We start from the raw sequence: 17,903 nt of genomic DNA on the forward strand, positions 1-17,903 counted from the left end.
CTCTATTTGTCTATAATTCGCGTCCACAAACACTATGTTTGTAAATGTCTTGTTAGCTCAGCTGGTAGAGCATCTCACTTTTAATGAGGTGGCCGATGGTTCGAATCCATCACAGGACACCATTTTTTATTTTGTGGCCCCGTCGTCTAGCGGTAAGGATCCATGGTTTTCATCCATGTTACAGGAGTTCGATTCTCCTCGGGGTCACCATTTAATAACACTCTATCTAAATAACAACCACTCTGTTTCTTCCCTCATCTTTTGCTCTGTACAACGCACTATCCAAACGCTTTATAAAACTCTCTTCGCTCTCTTTTTTAACATACGATGCCACGCCGAAACTACATGTAATATTTCCAACCTTCTCAAGCGTGGTTTCTTCTATTGAACCTCTTAGCTTCTCTGCTAATAGTGCAGCACTTAAAGAGTCTGTCTCAGGACAAAGGATGATAAACTCCTCACCGCCCCATCTTACAAATATATCTATATTTCTGATATTTTTCTTTACAATTTCCACCATACTTTTTAAGACGTAGTCGCCAACGTCATGCCCGTAAGTATCGTTAACCTTCTTGAAATAATCAATATCAACCATTATCATAGAGAGCGGGCTCTTATATCTCAAAACACGTTCAACCTCTGCTTTGTATATATCTTCAAATTTGTGCCTGTTGTAAATCCCCGTAAGACTGTCGGTATTTGCCATCCTTTTTAGATTTTCATTCATCGCTTTTAGTATACTTATATCGCGGGCAATGCTTATAAGATAGCTTTTGCCCTCGTCTTGTATAAACCTGCATGTAATCTCTATCGGGATTATTTTGCCCTCTTTTGTTTTATGAGAAACCTCGATAACCGCCTTCTCTTTTCTGCTTAGCTGCTCTTTGGTGTTTGCTAAGTTATCTTCATACACCTCATCACCGCTTTTTTCATCATGATATTCAAGGTCTTGCACTTTCATCTGCAGAAGTTCCTCTTTTGTGTATCCCCTAGTTGCATATGCCGCCTCATTGACGTATATAAAATTTCCATCCAAGTCATGAACAAATATCGAATCCGTTACGGAATTAAGAAGTCTTGATTGAAACTCCAGCTCTTTGTTTATCTTGTACCTCTCGGTTATATCATGAACCGTTCCGAGCATGCGCAGAGGATTATGCATCTCATCATACTTCATCCTTCCCTTTTCATAAACCACCTTTTGAGTTCCATCTTGGAGTACTATCCTATGGTGCACGGCATAATCTTTCCCGCTGCGGAGTGCTTTCTCAATAGCATCTTTTAGAAACTCTCTGTCATCTGGATGAACAAAATTCATAAAAGCGTCATAAGTTGGTGTAAACTCCTGCGGCTTATGCCCAAAAATAGTAAATACCTCATCCGACCAAACTATCATATTGCTACCTATGTTCCACTCCCAATTGCCTATGCGTGTAAGCTTTTGAGCCTCTTTAAAGAGCTCATTTGTTTTTGAGAGCATTTTGGTTCTTTGGGCAACTTTCTCTTCAAGGGTTTTGTTTAGATGCGCAATCTCATTATATTTTTCTACAATGTTTCTATAGATAGAAGAGTGCTCTTTTATGATAAAGTCAGAAGGTTTGCACTCATGATTCAGTATGCATCTGTTTAGTTTTATAAGTGGATAGATATTTAAAAAATACAATAAGATAAGAAAAATCACTATTATCAAAATAAAGTAGAGCATAAATGTTACAACAAGATTTTGAACGTCATGTTCGGCGCTTAAGAGATGTTCATCATTTAAATCTACTATCAAGTTAAATGTAGCCTCTTTGCCGTTTTTAAAGTAGCTAAAATCAGAATAAAATACGACATCTTCTCTTACTGAGCAGCCGCTTATATCATCTGCATGCAAACCCTCCTCATAAACGCCTCCGACCATTTTGTTGTCGGTTGAGACGACTATCTTGTTCTCTAGTGCGATAGAGAGAGTCTCATACTCTTTGTGGGTAGTCATTCTTTTGTTCATAATACGTAACGCACTATCAACGTCAGCTCTCTGCATCGATGATGCTAGAGTCTGCCCAAGTTCGAGCACATCACCCTTTATCCGCTCGATGTCCTGCGTTTTAAAGTAATTTTTAGCAACCGTGTATGTGTAAAAAAGCGTAATTGAGAGAATTACCGCAACCAAAACCGTGACTAAAAGATTGACTTTTTTTAATGAGAAAAAATCTCTGCATGCACTTGTCATTTTTTTACATCCTACGTTATGTTAAATTGTATTTCCGTTATTACAAGATTTTAGCATGTAATTATTAAAAGACATTTGACTAACATCATAAATTACAAATTTAGTTTAGATTGTAGTTGATAGGAACGCTAAGAGTAAGCTCTTTAGTTGGTTTTGGGAATTTAGTGGAGAGGTCTTGGATGGTTTTAATCGCCGCGCGACTTAGTATATCACTCTGCGAATCAAGAATTTTTACATTATTTACTTTTGCATCGATGCCTAATGTAAAACTTACTTTCACCAAGCCTGTAATATTTCTTTTTCTAGCACTCATCGGATAGTAGAGGTTCTCCTCTAAAAGCTGGGCAATTTTTTGCATATTTATCTCAATATACTCCTCTTGCACCACTTTTTGAGTCAATGCGGCATCATCCGCTTTTTGCTCTTTTAATGCGCTCTGCGCAACCTCTGGCTCAACTGAGGATTTTTCTCTTTCCTCTGCTTTAGGCTCTGCATCCGCTAAAATATTATCTTCTGTTTGATCGACTAAAGAGGGTTTGATATCAGCTACTTTATCTGTTATCTCTATCTTTTTTTCTGCAATCTCTTTTGGCATTTGGGCTTTTTTTACTTTTTTTGGCTCTATCTGCTTCTCTTGCACAACTGTTTTTGCCTTTTGCGTCTCTTTTTTCTCTGCTGTCTCTTTGCTTAATTTAATATTGCAAAGTTTTAAACAGTGCATCTCCTCTTCTGTTTTTTTAATGTCAAAATAGCTTTTATACACAATAAAAAACATTAACATAATAACAGCGTGAACAAATAGCGAGATAAGAAGGGAATTGCCATATTTAACCATGACACAAATTGTAACATACGAATTGTTACTATTCTATTAACTGATGTTACGCACTAAAACGAACGCGTTCCTTTTTCTAAAGAAGCTTCGTTTTTCGAGAATTTCAAGAGACCTTTTTGATAGTTATATAGCCTCGCTATCTGTCTCACCCGTGCGGATACGGATGATTTTTTCAATATCGCTGACAAAGATTTTTCCATCACCGATTTTTCCGGTTCTAGCAGCCTCTACGATTGTGTTTACAACCTGATCAACACTATCATCTTCAACTACCATTTCCATCTTTATTTTCGGTAGAAAATCAACTACGTACTCAGCACCGCGATATAACTCGCTATGCCCTTTTTGACGACCGTAACCCTTTACTTCGCTTACCGTCATGCCGGTAATTCCTATCTCTGCCAAAGCATCTTTTACATCTTCTAATTTAAATGGTTTAATAACCGCTTCCACTTTTTTCATAATAATATCTCCAAATTTAGTTTAAAATTGTAACCGTTTTTATGGTTTTAATCAACACTATAGATTTATTGCTTTTTCTCCATGCACAGTCTCATCAAGTCCTCTGCTTTCACTCTCATCATCTACTCTTCCTCCGCCTGTAAGCATAGAAGCTATAAAGAAGACAACTGCGGTTGCAATAGCACTATATACGATAGTCAGACCGATTGCTTGAAATTGGCTGACAAGCTGGGAAAACATATCATAATCATCCGCCATCGCATAAGAAGATATAAATATCGCTGTTGCGATTGAACCCCAGATTCCGACTAAACCGTGAATCCAAAAGCATCCAGTGCATCATCCACTCTGAACATATTTTTGAGTTTTGAAACAGCAATAAATCCTAGGATACCTCCGACTAAACCGATGATAAGAGCGCCCTCAACTCCTGCGCTTCCGGCAGCCGGAGTGATAGCCACCAAACCTGCAACCGCACCCGAAGCTCCGCCTACGATTGTAGCCTTTTTATAAACAAACCACTCTGCCGTAATCCATCCGATTACACCAAGTGCCGCAGCAACGTTAGTTACCAAGAATGCAGATGCTGCAACACCATCGGCAGCTAACTGAGAACCCGCATTAAAACCGAACCATCCAAACCATAGCAGAGCTGCACCGAGTGCTACCAAAACAGGCGAGAATGGTTTTATAGCAGCTTTGCCGTAATCTTTTCTTCTGCCTAGTATCAGAGCCACAACCAGACCTGCAACACCTGCGCTTAGGTGAACAACAGTTCCTCCTGCAAAATCCATCTCTCCAAAGTTAAGCGTCTCTCCACCGCCCCAAGCCCAGTGTGTAACCGGCGCATAAACTACGGCTATCCAAAGAGCCGCAAAGAGTATATATGTAGAGAATTTTACACGCTCTATCATAGAACCGCTTGCAATCGCAACCGCAATAGCCGCAAATGTTCCCTGAAATGCAACAAAAAGAAGCTCAGGAATAGTTCCGCTTAGAGTCTCAGATGTAATTCCCGATAAAAGCAACTTGCCGCTTCCTATAATATCTCCCTCGCCAAAAGCAATAGAGTAACCGACCAAAACCCATATCAAAGTACCGACCGCATAAGCACCTAAGCTCATGCCTATTGTGTTGAGCACATTTTTAGAGCGAGTCAAACCGCCATAAAAAAGCGCTAAACCGGCAGGCGTCATAAGCATAACCAAAGCCGTAGCAACCAACATCCACGCTGTGTCACCGCTGTTTAAAAGATCCTCTGCAAACACAAAGGAGGGTATAGCCAACATACCAAACAAAAACCTCTTCATCTTTCGATCCTTTTTTTAATCTGTCAAATTATACAGTAGCTAAAAAATAAAATAGTCAGTTAATTGATTATTTTTTAATCACATGACATATTTCTGCTAATGTTACCAAAAAATGAGTATTTAAGCATCTTTTAATATGGGAATTATTATAGTTCTGTCTTATGGACATTGATGGTGCTTCCATAATATTTTTTTATACAAAGGTTTTTTCATGATGAAAAAAAGATTCTCGACAAAAAAAATCATCTCATTGGTTGGTTTGTCATTAATGTGTGCAACTGCGGCAGAAGCAACGCCTGCATTTGCTAGACAGATGGATATGGACTGTATGTCTTGCCACTTTCAAAATATGCCAAAGCTAAATGCTTTCGGTAGAGACTTTAAGATGTCAGGTTTCACGATGAGTAGCGGCAAAGAGATGACTTCTGAGCAAAACGGCGGTCTACAAATGCCTAGTAACCTAAATATGGCTTTTGTTATCAAAGCTCGTATACTTGAAGATAAAAGTAACGATGTAGAGACTAAAACAGAGATTTTTGACGAATCTGCTTTCCTTTTCGGCGGTAAAATAGCTGATAACGTAGGTGCTTCTATGGAGTTTGCTGAGGGCTTAGCTGGTGGTAAGATAATGTTTTCTACTGAAGCTCTTGGAGGAAGAGTGGGTGCAACTTACCACATGACTGATGCGCTTGGTGCATTCGCAGGAACAGAGATGTATACTACGGGACTATACAGACCGGTTCGCCAGTTTGAAAACCGTGGAAAAACAAACATCTTCCAAAACTTAGGTATTGGTGCAGGAGAAGCTACGGGTGTTCAAGTTTACTATAGAGCAAATGGTCTTTACGCAACAGTAGGCGCATATGTTCCTATGTTTGCTCAAAGTGCTGAAGCGGGAACAGACTCTTTCAAAACTTTGGCAAGAGCTGCATATGAGTTTAGCGCAGGCGACACAACGGTCGCTCTAGGCGGATACTACATCGGTGGTAAATCTGGAAAGAAAATCATAGACAGACTGTTCGACGATGCGAATGGTGATTTGACTATATCTATGGACGAAGTTGTAGACAAAGTACACAGTGTTGATGTCGATGCTTTGGATAGAAAATCATATGGTCTAGACCTTCAGATCGAGAGCGCTATAGGTGATATGACAGTTATGGCAACAGCAGGTTACGTAATGAAGAATGACTATACCGGTTATCTTGACAAAGTAAATGATGAAATTTATGCTACTCCTAAAGCACAGGACAAAACAGGTTACCATGCAGATATACAGGTAAATCCGGTAGAGAGATTTGGCGTTAAGGCAGCTATATTGGGCGTAACTGACGATGCAACAGCAAACAGAGACTTCAATGTCTACTCTCTTGGTTTAGAGTACAACATGAGACAAAACGTTCGTTTTGCTCTTGAGTACTCTTACACTTCAAGCGACAGAGATGATGTCGGTGATAAAAAATACTCAGGAAGCGACATTCTATTTATGTCTATGGTGTCATTCTAATCTTATTAGAAACATCAACTTCTATCTCACTGCAAAGTTAACTCTTTGCGGTGACACACCTCACTTTTAAAACTCCATCTCTTTAGGCTCTGCAAAGTAGAAACCTTGACAATACTCAATATTTAGTTCCTTAATCTTTTCATAAATTGCCTCAGAACTTACAAACTCTGCTACAACTTCCAAACCTTTGATTTTTGCAAAGTTCACGATTGTTTTTACAATATCATAGTGGTCTTGATTTTTATCTATCTCTTTGACTAGCGAGCCGCCTATCTTGATGATATCGGCGTTTAGTTTTACCCGTGTAAATGCCTATTTTACGGAGTAAAATAGATAATTAAGATAATTTTTATCTTTTTTTTGAGCAAAATAAAAGATAAAAAAATAGTTACAATTTTGAAATTTTCGTACATACAAAGATGAAAATCTTTATGAAAAAGCCAGAGCATTTAGTTTTTTAGAAAACAAATCTATCTCGCAAATGATTCGTGAAAGTCTAATTGAATATCTTGATAAAAGTAAAGAAAAAAAAGCTCAGGTAGAACTTCTGTTGGAAGCTACTGATGAAAAAGAGATTTTATCCATTTTAAAAAATGATACTTTTTCATCTCAAGATGAGTTTGCTAAAAAATTTAACTTATGAAAATTTCATATTCAAAAACATTTGAAAAAAGTTTGCAACTTATCAAAAGAAGCTACAAGTCAAAATTTTTGAAGCTATAAATAATATCCCGAATGGGGATATTAAAAAAATGACTGGAAATGACATACCTCCAATCTATAGACTTAGAATAAGTGATAAGTGCTCCGTTGAAACATCTTTTTATATATCCAGTAAAAGATGCCCGCTAAAGAATATAATCACGGAATAAGAGCTCATTGGGCAATTGAAAGTATGCATTATGTAAAAGATGTAACATTTGGTGAAGATGCATCTTTAATCCGTACCGGCAATGCCCCGACTAATTTTTCGATTGTTAGAAATATTGCAATGAATGTGCTTAGAAGAGAAAACTTTATTAATTTTACTCAAGCTATTCGTATGATTAGCGGAAATATTCAGAAGTTATGTAATATTCTAGTATGAAACAGCCGTGATTGTATTAAACACCTTAAACAAGCGGATAAATATATAAAGATGGTAGATGAAGGAATGGATAGTTCATATAAAAATCTTGAATTTCTTGCAAGATATACTGAATTCGCAAACATGCACATGACAAGGTATACTATTTGTATTAAAAGTAATGATAAATAGTCGTTGTTTTTACTGATTCATTCTTTGAGCAAATTTGACATTACACCTCTACGGGTGAATCTCCACTTTTGTGATGCAGAATTCTCCCTCCTCAAAAAAAAGAAAGATTATAAGACACAGGTCAGCTTATTCTCAGACTGATATAATCTTACGGTAGTATAGTTAAAATAAGTCGTTACTATCCCTTGACAAAATAATCATTTATGCACTACAATTGTATACACGAAATGCAAATGAGGTAGATTATGAAACAAGCCATAAACATTAGACTTGAAAAAGATGTTGTTAAAACATTGGATGAATATGCACTAGAGCTAGACAAGACTAGAACAAGCTTAGTTGAAAAAGCCATTGAGTTATACTTTGATAAGTTAGATGAGATGATTGCCGACAAAAGAATAGACGATTTAAAAGCAGGAAAGACCACAGTTGTGCCTCTTGCAGAAGTATTTAAAAAAGCCGGCATTGATGTATAGCGTCGCTTTTGACAAAGATGCCGAGCGGGAGTTTTTGAAACTTGAGAAGCAAGCTCAACTACTCGTTTCATCCAAAATTTTAGATTTACAAAGCGGAAACTTTGCTAATGATAAACAGTTGAAGGGCAAGCATAAAGGCAAGTTTAGAAAGCGGGCAGGTAATTACCGCATTATCTATTTAAAAGAAAACAATCTTCTAGTTATCTCTGTAATTAGAATTGCCCACAGAAAAGAAGTCTACTAACTCTAGTCCCTAACTTTATAAATCTTTTTTCTCTCTTTGGATGATGGCACATTTAAGAGTTTTCTATGCTTCGTAATCGTTCTTCTTACCATCTCCATATCGTATCTTTTCATGACCAAATCTACTAAGTCCTGATCGGTGAGAGGCTCATCGTGGTTCTCGTTTTCTATGAGATTTTGGATGTAGTTTTTTATCTCAGACGAAGAGAGATTGCTTGAGAGCGCATTTGTAAAAAATGATTTGAGCGAAAAATAGAGTGTCGATTTTCTCAAATCAAGCAGATTTACCAAGTCTCTCGCCTCTTTTAGTTTATGTCTGAGCTCGTCATTTTTACTCTTAAAAGGGTCGCTAATAATAAGGTCCGGATAGTAACTGTGATTCATTATCACCGAGATGTCATCATCCACTTTTACAAAAAAATCAGGAACGATATACTCGTTATCTTCCTGAAAATCAATTGCAGGAGGTGATTTAAATTTCTTTATAATCTCAGTCGCCTCTTCAAAGCGGTGGTGCTTATTATACTTGTCTATATTTTTGTCGCCTTCAAAATAGCCGTCGGTATTAATGTACATCAATATCTCTTTGGCAACTTTTTGTGAGTTTGCAATCAAAAGGGCTTTTTGTCTATTTATCTTCTTTAGGCTCTACAAGCTGTTCTATAACTGCCTCGATTGACTTTGCAAAACCGCTCTCCAATCCGCCCTCAAAATCAGGAGTCTGTACATATGCCATAAGTTGCGTATCTTTTAATAAATATGCGGCATCCTTGATGTCATCACCCTTTGTCTCAATCATTCCCGTAGTAATCGGCTGTGAAAGTTTAATCGGATTTAATTGTAAACGTTTGTTCATATTTTTGCTATTATGGAGTATATATACATTTTTTATTCCATAGAAATATGAAGAAAAAAGTGGGTTTCTACATGTATAAACTACTATTTTGCAACGCATTTTCACACTATCACAAAGTTATATAAAAAAATAATACTTTTAGATAACTCTTAAGCGACATTAAGATATCATCTATCGAATTAATTTTTGAATTTTATAAAGATTAGGTGTTATATATGGGCAACTTGTTAAACAACGATAATATACAGAGCATAAACATTGAAGAGACTCTTCAAAGCAGCTATCTAGATTACTCCATGAGCGTAATCGTCGGTCGTGCACTTCCTGATGTTCGTGACGGACTTAAACCTGTTCACAGAAGAATCCTTTATGCAATGGATAAATTAAGTCTCTCTCATGGCTCAAAGTTTAAAAAGTCGGCACGTATCGTCGGTGACGTTATCGGTCAGTACCACCCGCACGGCGACACTGCTGTTTATGATGCGCTTGTTCGTATGGCTCAAGACTTCTCTATGAGAATGGAGCTGGTTGACGGTCAAGGTAACTTCGGTTCGGTTGATGGCGACAGCGCAGCGGCTATGCGTTATACCGAAGCCAGAATGACAAAATATGCAGGCGAACTTCTAAAAGATTTAGAAAAAAACACGGTAAATATGATTGACAACTACGACGGCACTACAAAAGAGCCCGACGTTATGCCTACACGTGTTCCCAACCTCCTTATAAACGGCTCTTCAGGTATTGCAGTCGGTATGGCTACAAATATTCCTCCGCACAATCCTCAAGAGGTTATGATGGGTTTAAAAGCTCTTCTTGCAAATCCGGATATTGAACTTTATGAAATTATGGAACACATAAAAGCTCCTGACTTTCCAACAGGCGGTATCATCTTCGGTAAAAAAGGTATCACTGACGCTTATGCGACAGGCCGCGGACGTATCAAAGTTCGTGCAAAAACCCATATTGAACAAAAAGCGAAAAAAGAGGTTATCGTAATTGATGAGCTTCCTTATCAGGTTAACAAAGCTCGTTTGATTGAAAATATTGCTGATTTGGTAAAAGAGAAGCTTATCGATGGCGTATCTGAAATTCGCGACGAGTCTGACCGTGACGGTATGAGAGTTGTAATTGAGCTGAAAAAAGATGCAATGAGCGAAATCGTTCTAAACAACCTTTTCAAGCAGACAAGCATGCAGACTACGTTTGGTATTATCATGCTCTCTATCTTAAATCAAGAGCCGAGAGTATTCGGTATTATCGAGATTTTAAAACACTTTATAAATCACCGTAAAACTATCATCATCCGACGTACTATCTTTGACCTTGAAAAAGCAAAAGCAAGAGCACACATCTTAGAAGGTCTTAAAAAAGCTCTTGATATTATTGATGAGATTATCAGAGTTATCAAATCAAGTACAAATATAGAAGATGCGAGAGACAACCTAGTTTCAGAGTTTGACTTCAGCGTACTTCAGGCGCAAAGCATCGTTGATATGCGTCTTGGAAGATTAACAGGATTAGAGCGCGAGAAGATAGAGAATGAACTTTTTGAGCTTATCAAACTAATAGAATACCTAGAGTCAATCCTAAAGAGCGAAGAGGTTCTTCACGGTATCATAGGTCAAGAGTTTGATGAAATTCTTGCTACATATACAGACGTTAGACGAACTGAAATCGAAGATGACTATGACGATATCGATATTGAAGACCTTATCCCCAACGAGCCGATGGTTGTAACCATAACGCACAGAGGCTACATCAAGAGAGTTCCTCTTGCACAGTATGAGAAGCAAAAAAGAGGCGGAAAAGGTAAGATTGCGCTTACTACATACGAGGATGACTTTATAGAGAGATTCTTTACATGTAACACACATGACACACTTCTTTTTGTAACAGACCGCGGACAGCTTCACTGGTTAAAAGTTTACAAAATACCTGAAGGAAGCAGAGTTGCAAAAGGTAAAGCGGTAGTCAATCTTCTTAACCTTGTAGCAGATGAGCAGATTCAGTCAATCAATCCTACAACAGACTTCAGCGACGACAAATCTCTAGTATTCTTCACTAAAAAAGGTGTTGTAAAGAGAACAAACCTAAGCGAATTCTCAAATATAAGAAGCAACGGCGTAAAAGCTATTCTTCTTGACAAAAATGACTCAATTATCACTGCAAAAATTGCGGACAAGAGCATTAAATACCTATTTATTATGACTAAACTTGCTCAGTGTATTAAATTTGAGATAGAAAAAACGCGCGACCAAGGTAGAAATACAAGAGGTGTAAGAGGTATCAAGTTCAAGCATGATTCTGATGAAGTGGTTGATGCTAACATTATCGCAAATGACGAAGAAGAGATTTTGGTTGTCAGCGAAAAAGGTATCGGCAAACGCACCAATGCCGCAGAATATCGTTTAACAAATCGCGGCGGAAGCGGCGTAATCGCTATGAAGATGACTGCTAAAACAGGAAAATATGTTGTCGGTTGTCTAATGGTAGATGAAGAGATGGATATGATGGCTCTTACAAAAGAGGGTAAAATGATACGCGTTGATATGCAGACAATATCTAAATCAAGCAGAAATACAAGCGGTGTTTTCATAGTAAAAGGCGATGATGTAATAAGTGTTTCTCGCTGTCCAAAACAGCCCATGGAAGACGAAGAGGAAGATGACTCTCTTACTGGCTTAAGTGAATTGGAATAGTAGTTGCTTAAGTACAACAATTATAAAACCATGCTAAGGGACTAACAATGAGATACTCCATACTACTTGCACTGCTTTTAAGCGCTTCGTCGCTCTTTGGTGCAGACAAAGTTCAACCGCTAGACACAACTGTTATAGAGCAGACAAACGCAGAACTCTCAGCGGTCAGAGAGGAGGTTGCTAAAGCTAAAGCGGAGGCAACTCAGGCAAAAGAAGATAGCCAAAGAGCTATCGAGGAGCTTGCTCAAGTAAAAGCTCAAAAAGAAGAGGAGCTTGCGACTATGGCTGCTAAAGAGGAGATGCTTCAGAAGAACAAATCTCTTCGCATTTCAGTTGTAGGTCAAGGCGTTGCTCCAATGAACACATCTTCTCCTGCTCAAGCTTATGCACTTGCAAAAAGAGCGGCAATAGCAGATGCGTACAGAGCAATCGCAGAAAAAGTAAAAGGAGTGCGTGTTGATGGTCATGATACAATCAAGAATATGATGATTCAAAGATCAACAATAAATACTTATGTTCAAGCAATGGTTAAAAATGCTGATGTCGTTGAAACAACTTTTAAAGAGGGATTATGCGAAGTAGAGATGGAAATCTTAATTTCTTACTCAGACTTTGCTCAATAGTAACAATCTTTAGCTCACTTACACTAATCGCAAGTGAGCACCTTATCTCCTACAAATACATAGTCAAAGACGCCATTCTTTACAATGAGACTCTGCTTATCTCAAATGCCATGACAAAATGCAGCGGAGAGCCGCAATCAGAACTTATTTTAATAAATACCTCAGGCGATGATTTAAAAAAACTTATATCTCAAAATTCTGTGGAGTTTATAGAGTATATACACAAACTCGGTCTACATGTGGAACATAAGGGAACTACCTCCAATCTTAAAAACAGTTTCACCACAACACTCACGCTCAAAACCACTTGTTTCAAAGTCGATTTTAATGATAATTTCGCTAGAATTGCCCCTTTAAAATGAGAGTTAGAAAATACCAAAACTCCAAGGTTTTTAGTGAAAATTGCAATAGTTGAAGATGATATAAATATGAGAAAATCTCTTGAAATCGCTATGAGCGACTACAAAGAGTTTGAAATCAAGACATTTAAAAATGCAAAAGACGCACTAAAGGGAATCGATGAGAGTTTTGATCTGATAATTACGGATATCAATATGCCCGGTATGGACGGCATAGAGTTCGTAAAAATGCTTGATGGCAGGTTTGAGGTTATTATTATGACCGGAAATGCGACGCTTCAAAGAGCAATCGAATCAATCCACTTGGGCGTAAAAGATTTTTTGTTAAAACCGTTTGATGTGGATACGCTCATATCTGCAATCAAACGAGAAGATAAGATACAAAAAGTTAAAAAAGCGGCACCGCCCAGCAGTGACAACGGCTCTGCAAGCGGATTTTTTGGTACATCAAAAGCTCTCGAAGCTGCTCTTAATATGGCAAACAAAGCTGCTAAAACGGATGCGAGTATTTTACTTCTGGGAGAGAGTGGTGTCGGCAAAGAGGTTTTTGCCTCTTATATACACGAAAACTCGCCTAGAGCGAAAAAACCTTTTGTTGCAATCAATATGGCTGCAATTCCTGACAACCTTATAGAGAGCGAACTATTCGGGTTTGAAAAAGGCGCTTTTACGGATGCAAGCGAATCAAAAGCGGGACAATTTGAGCTTGCAAACGGCGGAACACTATTTTTAGATGAAATAGGCGAGATGCCATACGGCGTTCAAGCAAAACTTCTGCGAGCATTGCAGGAGAAAGAAGTCAGAAGACTAGGCTCCTCAAGGAGCGTAAAAATAGATATCAGAGTCATCTCTGCTACAAATGCAAATCTCTCTGATAAGATAAAAGATGGTGAGTTTAGAAACGACCTCTATTTTAGACTAAATACAATTCCGATACATATTCCGCCTCTTTGTGAGAGAAAAGATGAAATATTGCAGATTGCCCAAAGAGTTTTAGAGCAAAATTGTATAAAATACGGTTTTGAATTGAAAAAATTTTCAGACGAGGCAAAAGAGCATCTTCTCTCTTACGGCTGGCCGGGAAATATTAGAGAGCTGATTTCAGTAGTTGAGAGAGCGGTTATCTTAAGCGAGAGTGATGATATAACGCCGCATGAGCTCTTTTTAGAATCCCGTGGATTTAATTAAAATTATTAAGGAACAATAATGTCGAAAAAATATAATGTAGCTGTTGTCGGAGCAAACGGAGCAGTAGGTGAAGAGATATTAGCAATTTTGGAAGAGGTTAACTTTCCTATAAACAAACTTGTTCCTCTGGCTAGTTCAAGAAGCCTGGGTAAAAGTGTGGAGTTTAGAAACAAAGAGATAGCTATCAAAGAGCTTACAGACACTGTTTTTGAAGAAGAAGATATTGAAATCGCCCTATTTTCAGCTGGCGGAAGCGTGAGCGCACAGTTTGCGCAATTTGCTGTTAAAGCGGGTGCGGTAGTAATCGACAACACTTCACACTTTAGAATGGATGAGCACACTCCGCTTGTAGTGCCTGAAGTAAATCCTGAAGATATCGCTAAGTGGAAAAAAACCGGCATTATCGCAAATCCAAACTGCTCTACAATTCAAATGATTCAAGCGCTTAAACCACTTGATGATGCTTATGGTATTACAAGAGTTGACGTTAGCACATATCAAGCAACTTCCGGCGCAGGAAAAAGCGCCATGGAAGAGCTTGTCAATCAGATGAAAGACTTTTTCAGCTTTAAACTAAGCGAGAGCGTGCATAAGGCATTTAAACACCAGATTGCTCTAAACGTAATCCCTCAGATAGATCTGTTTGTAGATAACGGATACACAAAAGAGGAGATGAAGATGGTGAATGAAACTGCAAAAATTATGCACAGAGAAATCCCGCTTAGCGCTACATGTGTTCGTGTTCCTACTCTTCGCGGTCATGCTGAAACAATTACTCTTACCTTTAAGAAAGATGTAGATGCTGATGAAGCAAGAGAGATACTAAGAAAAGCTCCCAACATCGTTATACTTGACACTCCATCAGAGTCAATATATCCGATGCCTGCAATATCGATGGAGAAAAACGAGACGTTTGTAGGACGTATCAGAAATGACAACTTCTCTAAAAATATGCTTCACATGTTTATAGTTGCAGATAATTTAAGAGTAGGCGCTGCTACAAATGCAGTTAGAATCGCCCAAAAATGGGTAGAAATGGATGAGGAGAAATAAAAATGTTAGAGAGAATATTTGAAAACGCATTATGGAATTCAAGGTTTATAGTAATCCTTGCGGTATTTTTTGGTCTTATAGGGGCAGTTTCACTATTTATTGTTGCGAGCTTTGATATATACGACACTGCGAAGTATGTTATTACAACCTACATAAATCAAGCGCATCCAGACCATTTTCATGAAAATATAATAAGCGGAATTATAGGAGCGGTCGACCTCTATCTTATCGGCGTAGTTATGCTTCTTTTCTCTTTTGGTCTATATGAGCTTTTTATATCAGAAATCGACCCTGCAAAAGAGTCTGGACATGACGAAACTCAACTTTTAGCTATCCACTCGCTAGACCACCTGAAAGACAAAATATCAAAAGTTATCGTAATGGTTCTTGTGGTAGGATTTTTTCAAAAAGTTGGGCATACGCAGTACAACGGTGCACTTGATATGCTATACTTAGCGCTATCAATTACTGCCGTGGCAGTAGGGCTTTACTTCCTTGGAAAAGTTGGAAAAAACCACTAACCGTTGAACGCTAAAGAGACGAGAATTGCCTTCTCTCTTTTTGAGTGCCGTATTCACTAAAAAAATTGATTAAATAAGGGTAACTTATGAGTAAAATATTTGTAGACGCATGCTTTGGTAAAGATACGCAATATACACCGGTTTGGATGATGAGACAAGCCGGAAGATACCTTCCCGAGTATATGGAAGTAAGAAAAGAGGCGGGAAATTTCTTAAATCTTTGCCACAATCCAAAACTTGCAGCGGAAGTCACACTTCAGCCGGTAAATATTGTAGGTGTCGATGCGGCTATTCTATTTAGTGATATTTTAGTTGTTCCAAATGAGATGGGTATGAAGCTTGACTTTCTTGTTGGAGAGGGACCTGTTTTCGAGAAACCGATAAAAAATGAGGTTGACTTAGATGCTCTTTTAGGCGGCGAAGAGGCGGCATTAAAGCTAACTTATGTTTATAAGACCATAAAAATTATAAAAGAGCAGTTGGCAGACGACAAGGCTCTTATAGGCTTTACCGGAGCACCTTGGACGCTTGCTACTTACATGATAGAGGGAGAAGGTACAAAAACTTACAATATCTGCAAAAAAATGATGTACTCAAACCCTGAACTTCTGCATAAAATTCTTGCAAAAGTAACAGAGGTCGTAAAATTATATATGGAAAAACAGATTGAAGCCGGAATAGACGTAGTTCAAATATTTGACTCATGGGCTGCGGCGATTGAGCCTGCAAAGTATAATGAGTTCTCATGGAAATATATGGTTGAAATAGCCGACTATCTAAAAGCAAAATATCCTCATGTTCCGATTATAATGTTTCCAAAAGGAATTCCTGGATTTTTAGATGAAGTTTACGGCAATTTTGACGTATTTGGTGTTGACTGGTCAACCCCTATGGGTTATGCAAAAGAGAAACTAGGAGATAGATATGTTCTTCAAGGAAATATGGAGCCGTGCAGATTGTACTCAAAAGAGGCAACAACGGAGTGTGTAGAAGCGCTTCAAAAAATCATGGGCGGAAAAAGACATATATTTAACCTCGGTCACGGAATCCTTCCTGATGTGCCTGTAGAAAATGCAAAACATTTTATTCGTGAATGTCATAGAGTTAGTAAAAAGTAAGTGAAAACTATTTTTGGCCCTGTAAACTCAAGAAGATTTGGTTCTTCTTTGGGCATAGACCTCTCCCCTGCTCTAAAACAGTGCAACTTTGACTGTCTTTACTGCGAACTAGCACCAAGTGCGACTACAAACGTACAAAAAGAAGCAGTAGAAGTCTCTACGATAATTGCCGAACTCAAAGAGCATCTAAGCGAAAAAATAGATGTCATAACCATAACTGCAAACGGAGAACCTACGCTCTATCCCTATCTTGATGAGCTAATCGATGCGATAAACAGAATCAAAAACTCCACCGAGACACTCATTTTATCAAACAGCGCAACGCTAGTTGATGAAAAAGTTTTTAACTCTCTCTTAAAGCTTGACCAAGTTAAACTCTCTCTTGACGCCGTTACCGACAACGTATTTAAAAGAGTAGACAGACCACATGTCGGCATAAAGATAGAAGAGATAGTAAAAAAAGTTATTGAATTTAGCCATATTTACAAAGGCAAACTCTTTATCGAGATTCTTTTTGTCAAAGGGTTAAACGACACAAAAGAGGAGATAGCAAAGCTAAACGAGACTCTTTTAAGGCTGCATGTAACAAGAATTGATTTGGGCAGCATTGACAGACCGCCTGCTTATCCTGTGAGTGGTCTTAGTTATAAAGAGCTTCATGATGCTTCGCTTCTGTTTGAGAGTTCTCTGCCTATACATATTGCGTCAAGAGTCCATGCTGAGCCAAACAATAGACACTATGACGATGAAGAGATTTTAAACACTCTTGACAAAAGACCACAAACCATAGAGGATATAAACCTGCTCTTTGACGAAGATAGCAAAAAACGATTTCAAAATCTAATCTCTGAGTCAAAAATAGTTACCAAAAAAGTCGGGAATTTGGAATTTTTCATCCTGCATGAAAACGAGAAAAGAAAACGCGCAAAGTAGCGCAAAATTCTTGACTTTTTAAGCCTCATAAAGTATAATTCGGACCTATCAAATATTCCGAATTAGCTCAGCGGTAGAGTAGGTGACTGTTAATCACTTGGCCACTGGTTCGAATCCAGTATTCGGAGCCACACTTTTTAATCCCACAAAAAATATGACATTTCAAGACTTTAAAATCAATAATAGCTATATGGCAGCTAAAATATTTTCTAAGTATTACTTTTTATAATACTACCATTACTAAAAT

Annotated in this window: 18 protein-coding genes, 3 tRNA genes and 2 pseudogenes; 16 read left to right on the forward strand and 7 right to left on the reverse strand. The window is 38.0% G+C overall.

Annotated features, from left to right (window positions below):
- The first annotated feature begins 46 nt into the window (after positions 1–46).
- Positions 47–122 (forward strand) — tRNA-Lys (locus K0A91_RS04955).
- A 13-nt stretch (positions 123–135) separates the two neighbouring features.
- Positions 136–210: transfer RNA gene (locus tag K0A91_RS04960), tRNA-Glu, on the forward strand.
- Positions 211–226: 16 nt separating this feature from the next.
- Here the strand turns inward: K0A91_RS04960 and K0A91_RS04965 are convergent.
- The 4 genes and pseudogenes from K0A91_RS04965 to K0A91_RS04980 all read right to left on the reverse strand — a co-directional run bounded on the left by K0A91_RS04965 (position 227) and on the right by K0A91_RS04980 (position 4,822).
- Positions 227–2,215, reverse strand: coding sequence for a sensor domain-containing diguanylate cyclase (locus K0A91_RS04965; RefSeq protein ID WP_295008671.1), 1,989 nt, complete (start codon positions 2,213–2,215; stop codon positions 227–229).
- Positions 2,216–2,315: 100 nt separating this feature from the next.
- Entirely contained in the window at positions 2,316–3,050 is a 735-nt protein-coding gene (locus K0A91_RS04970; protein WP_295008672.1) for an energy transducer TonB, read from the reverse strand.
- A gap of 123 nt (positions 3,051–3,173) precedes the next feature.
- Complete coding sequence (locus K0A91_RS04975; protein ID WP_295008673.1) at positions 3,174–3,512, reverse strand: P-II family nitrogen regulator; 339 nt, start codon at positions 3,510–3,512, stop codon at positions 3,174–3,176.
- Positions 3,513–3,569: 57 nt separating this feature from the next.
- Positions 3,570–4,822, reverse strand: a pseudogene (locus K0A91_RS04980) (ammonium transporter).
- A gap of 211 nt (positions 4,823–5,033) precedes the next feature.
- Between K0A91_RS04980 and K0A91_RS04985 the strand changes: the two are divergent.
- Positions 5,034–6,329, forward strand: coding sequence for a hypothetical protein (locus K0A91_RS04985; protein WP_295008674.1), 1,296 nt, complete (start codon positions 5,034–5,036; stop codon positions 6,327–6,329).
- A 66-nt stretch (positions 6,330–6,395) separates the two neighbouring features.
- On the opposite strand, the pseudogene K0A91_RS04990 reads toward K0A91_RS04985, so the two are convergent.
- A pseudogene (locus K0A91_RS04990) lies at positions 6,396–6,614 on the reverse strand (EAL domain-containing protein); the annotation flags it as partial.
- Positions 6,615–6,810: 196 nt separating this feature from the next.
- Between K0A91_RS04990 and K0A91_RS04995 the strand changes: the two are divergent.
- The 4 genes from K0A91_RS04995 (at position 6,811) to K0A91_RS05010 (ending at position 8,307) form a co-directional block, all read left to right on the forward strand.
- The gene (locus K0A91_RS04995) at positions 6,811–6,972 is read left to right on the forward strand and encodes a hypothetical protein (RefSeq protein WP_295008675.1); all 162 of its coding nucleotides are present in this window, start codon (positions 6,811–6,813) and stop codon (positions 6,970–6,972) included.
- 198 nt (positions 6,973–7,170) lie between these two features.
- Positions 7,171–7,416, forward strand: a complete 246-nt coding sequence (locus tag K0A91_RS05000) for a hypothetical protein (protein ID WP_295008676.1) — start codon at positions 7,171–7,173, stop codon at positions 7,414–7,416.
- A 416-nt stretch (positions 7,417–7,832) separates the two neighbouring features.
- Complete coding sequence (locus tag K0A91_RS05005) at positions 7,833–8,063, forward strand: ribbon-helix-helix protein, CopG family (RefSeq protein WP_295008677.1); 231 nt, start codon at positions 7,833–7,835, stop codon at positions 8,061–8,063.
- A complete protein-coding gene (locus tag K0A91_RS05010; RefSeq protein ID WP_295008678.1) occupies positions 8,056–8,307 on the forward strand; it encodes a type II toxin-antitoxin system RelE/ParE family toxin in 252 nt (83 codons plus the stop codon). Before K0A91_RS05005 ends, K0A91_RS05010 begins: the two co-directional genes overlap by 8 nt.
- A gap of 2 nt (positions 8,308–8,309) precedes the next feature.
- On the opposite strand, the gene K0A91_RS05015 is transcribed toward K0A91_RS05010, so the two are convergent.
- Together K0A91_RS05015 and K0A91_RS05020 are read right to left on the reverse strand one after the other, a co-directional pair.
- Positions 8,310–8,921 carry a hypothetical protein gene (locus K0A91_RS05015; protein WP_295008679.1) on the reverse strand — a complete coding sequence of 204 codons (612 nt, stop codon included), beginning with the start codon at positions 8,919–8,921 and terminating at the stop codon, positions 8,310–8,312.
- 13 nt (positions 8,922–8,934) lie between these two features.
- Entirely contained in the window at positions 8,935–9,162 is a 228-nt protein-coding gene (locus tag K0A91_RS05020) for a nitrogenase component 1 (protein ID WP_295008680.1), read from the reverse strand.
- 215 nt (positions 9,163–9,377) lie between these two features.
- Here K0A91_RS05020 and gyrA point away from each other — a divergent pair, with 215 nt between their 5' ends.
- The 9 genes from gyrA to K0A91_RS05065 all read left to right on the forward strand — a co-directional run bounded on the left by gyrA (position 9,378) and on the right by K0A91_RS05065 (position 17,787).
- Positions 9,378–11,861 carry a DNA gyrase subunit A gene (gene gyrA, locus K0A91_RS05025; protein ID WP_295008681.1) on the forward strand — a complete coding sequence of 828 codons (2,484 nt, stop codon included), beginning with the start codon at positions 9,378–9,380 and terminating at the stop codon, positions 11,859–11,861.
- A 47-nt stretch (positions 11,862–11,908) separates the two neighbouring features.
- Complete coding sequence (locus tag K0A91_RS05030) at positions 11,909–12,484, forward strand: LPP20 family lipoprotein (RefSeq protein ID WP_295008682.1); 576 nt, start codon at positions 11,909–11,911, stop codon at positions 12,482–12,484.
- Positions 12,433–12,846: a hypothetical protein gene (locus tag K0A91_RS05035; RefSeq protein WP_295008683.1), complete on the forward strand. Its 414-nt coding sequence runs from the start codon at positions 12,433–12,435 to the stop codon at positions 12,844–12,846. Before K0A91_RS05030 ends, K0A91_RS05035 begins: the two co-directional genes overlap by 52 nt.
- Before the next feature lie 33 nt (positions 12,847–12,879).
- Entirely contained in the window at positions 12,880–14,031 is a 1,152-nt protein-coding gene (locus K0A91_RS05040) for a sigma-54 dependent transcriptional regulator (RefSeq protein WP_295008684.1), read from the forward strand.
- 18 nt (positions 14,032–14,049) lie between these two features.
- Positions 14,050–15,084 (forward strand): aspartate-semialdehyde dehydrogenase, encoded by a 1,035-nt coding sequence (locus K0A91_RS05045; RefSeq protein WP_295008685.1) that lies wholly within the window; start codon positions 14,050–14,052, stop codon positions 15,082–15,084.
- Between the two features lie 2 nt (positions 15,085–15,086).
- Positions 15,087–15,605, forward strand: a complete 519-nt coding sequence (locus tag K0A91_RS05050; RefSeq protein WP_295008686.1) for a YqhA family protein — start codon at positions 15,087–15,089, stop codon at positions 15,603–15,605.
- Between the two features lie 86 nt (positions 15,606–15,691).
- The gene (gene hemE, locus K0A91_RS05055; protein WP_295008687.1) at positions 15,692–16,723 is read left to right on the forward strand and encodes a uroporphyrinogen decarboxylase; all 1,032 of its coding nucleotides are present in this window, start codon (positions 15,692–15,694) and stop codon (positions 16,721–16,723) included.
- Positions 16,724–17,656, forward strand: coding sequence for a radical SAM protein (locus tag K0A91_RS05060; RefSeq protein ID WP_295008688.1), 933 nt, complete (start codon positions 16,724–16,726; stop codon positions 17,654–17,656).
- Between the two features lie 56 nt (positions 17,657–17,712).
- Positions 17,713–17,787, forward strand: a tRNA-Asn gene (locus tag K0A91_RS05065).
- Positions 17,788–17,903 lie beyond the last annotated feature (116 nt).

This window comes from Sulfurimonas sp., assembly GCF_019429335.1.
Lineage (GTDB): Bacteria > Campylobacterota > Campylobacteria > Campylobacterales > Sulfurimonadaceae > Sulfurimonas.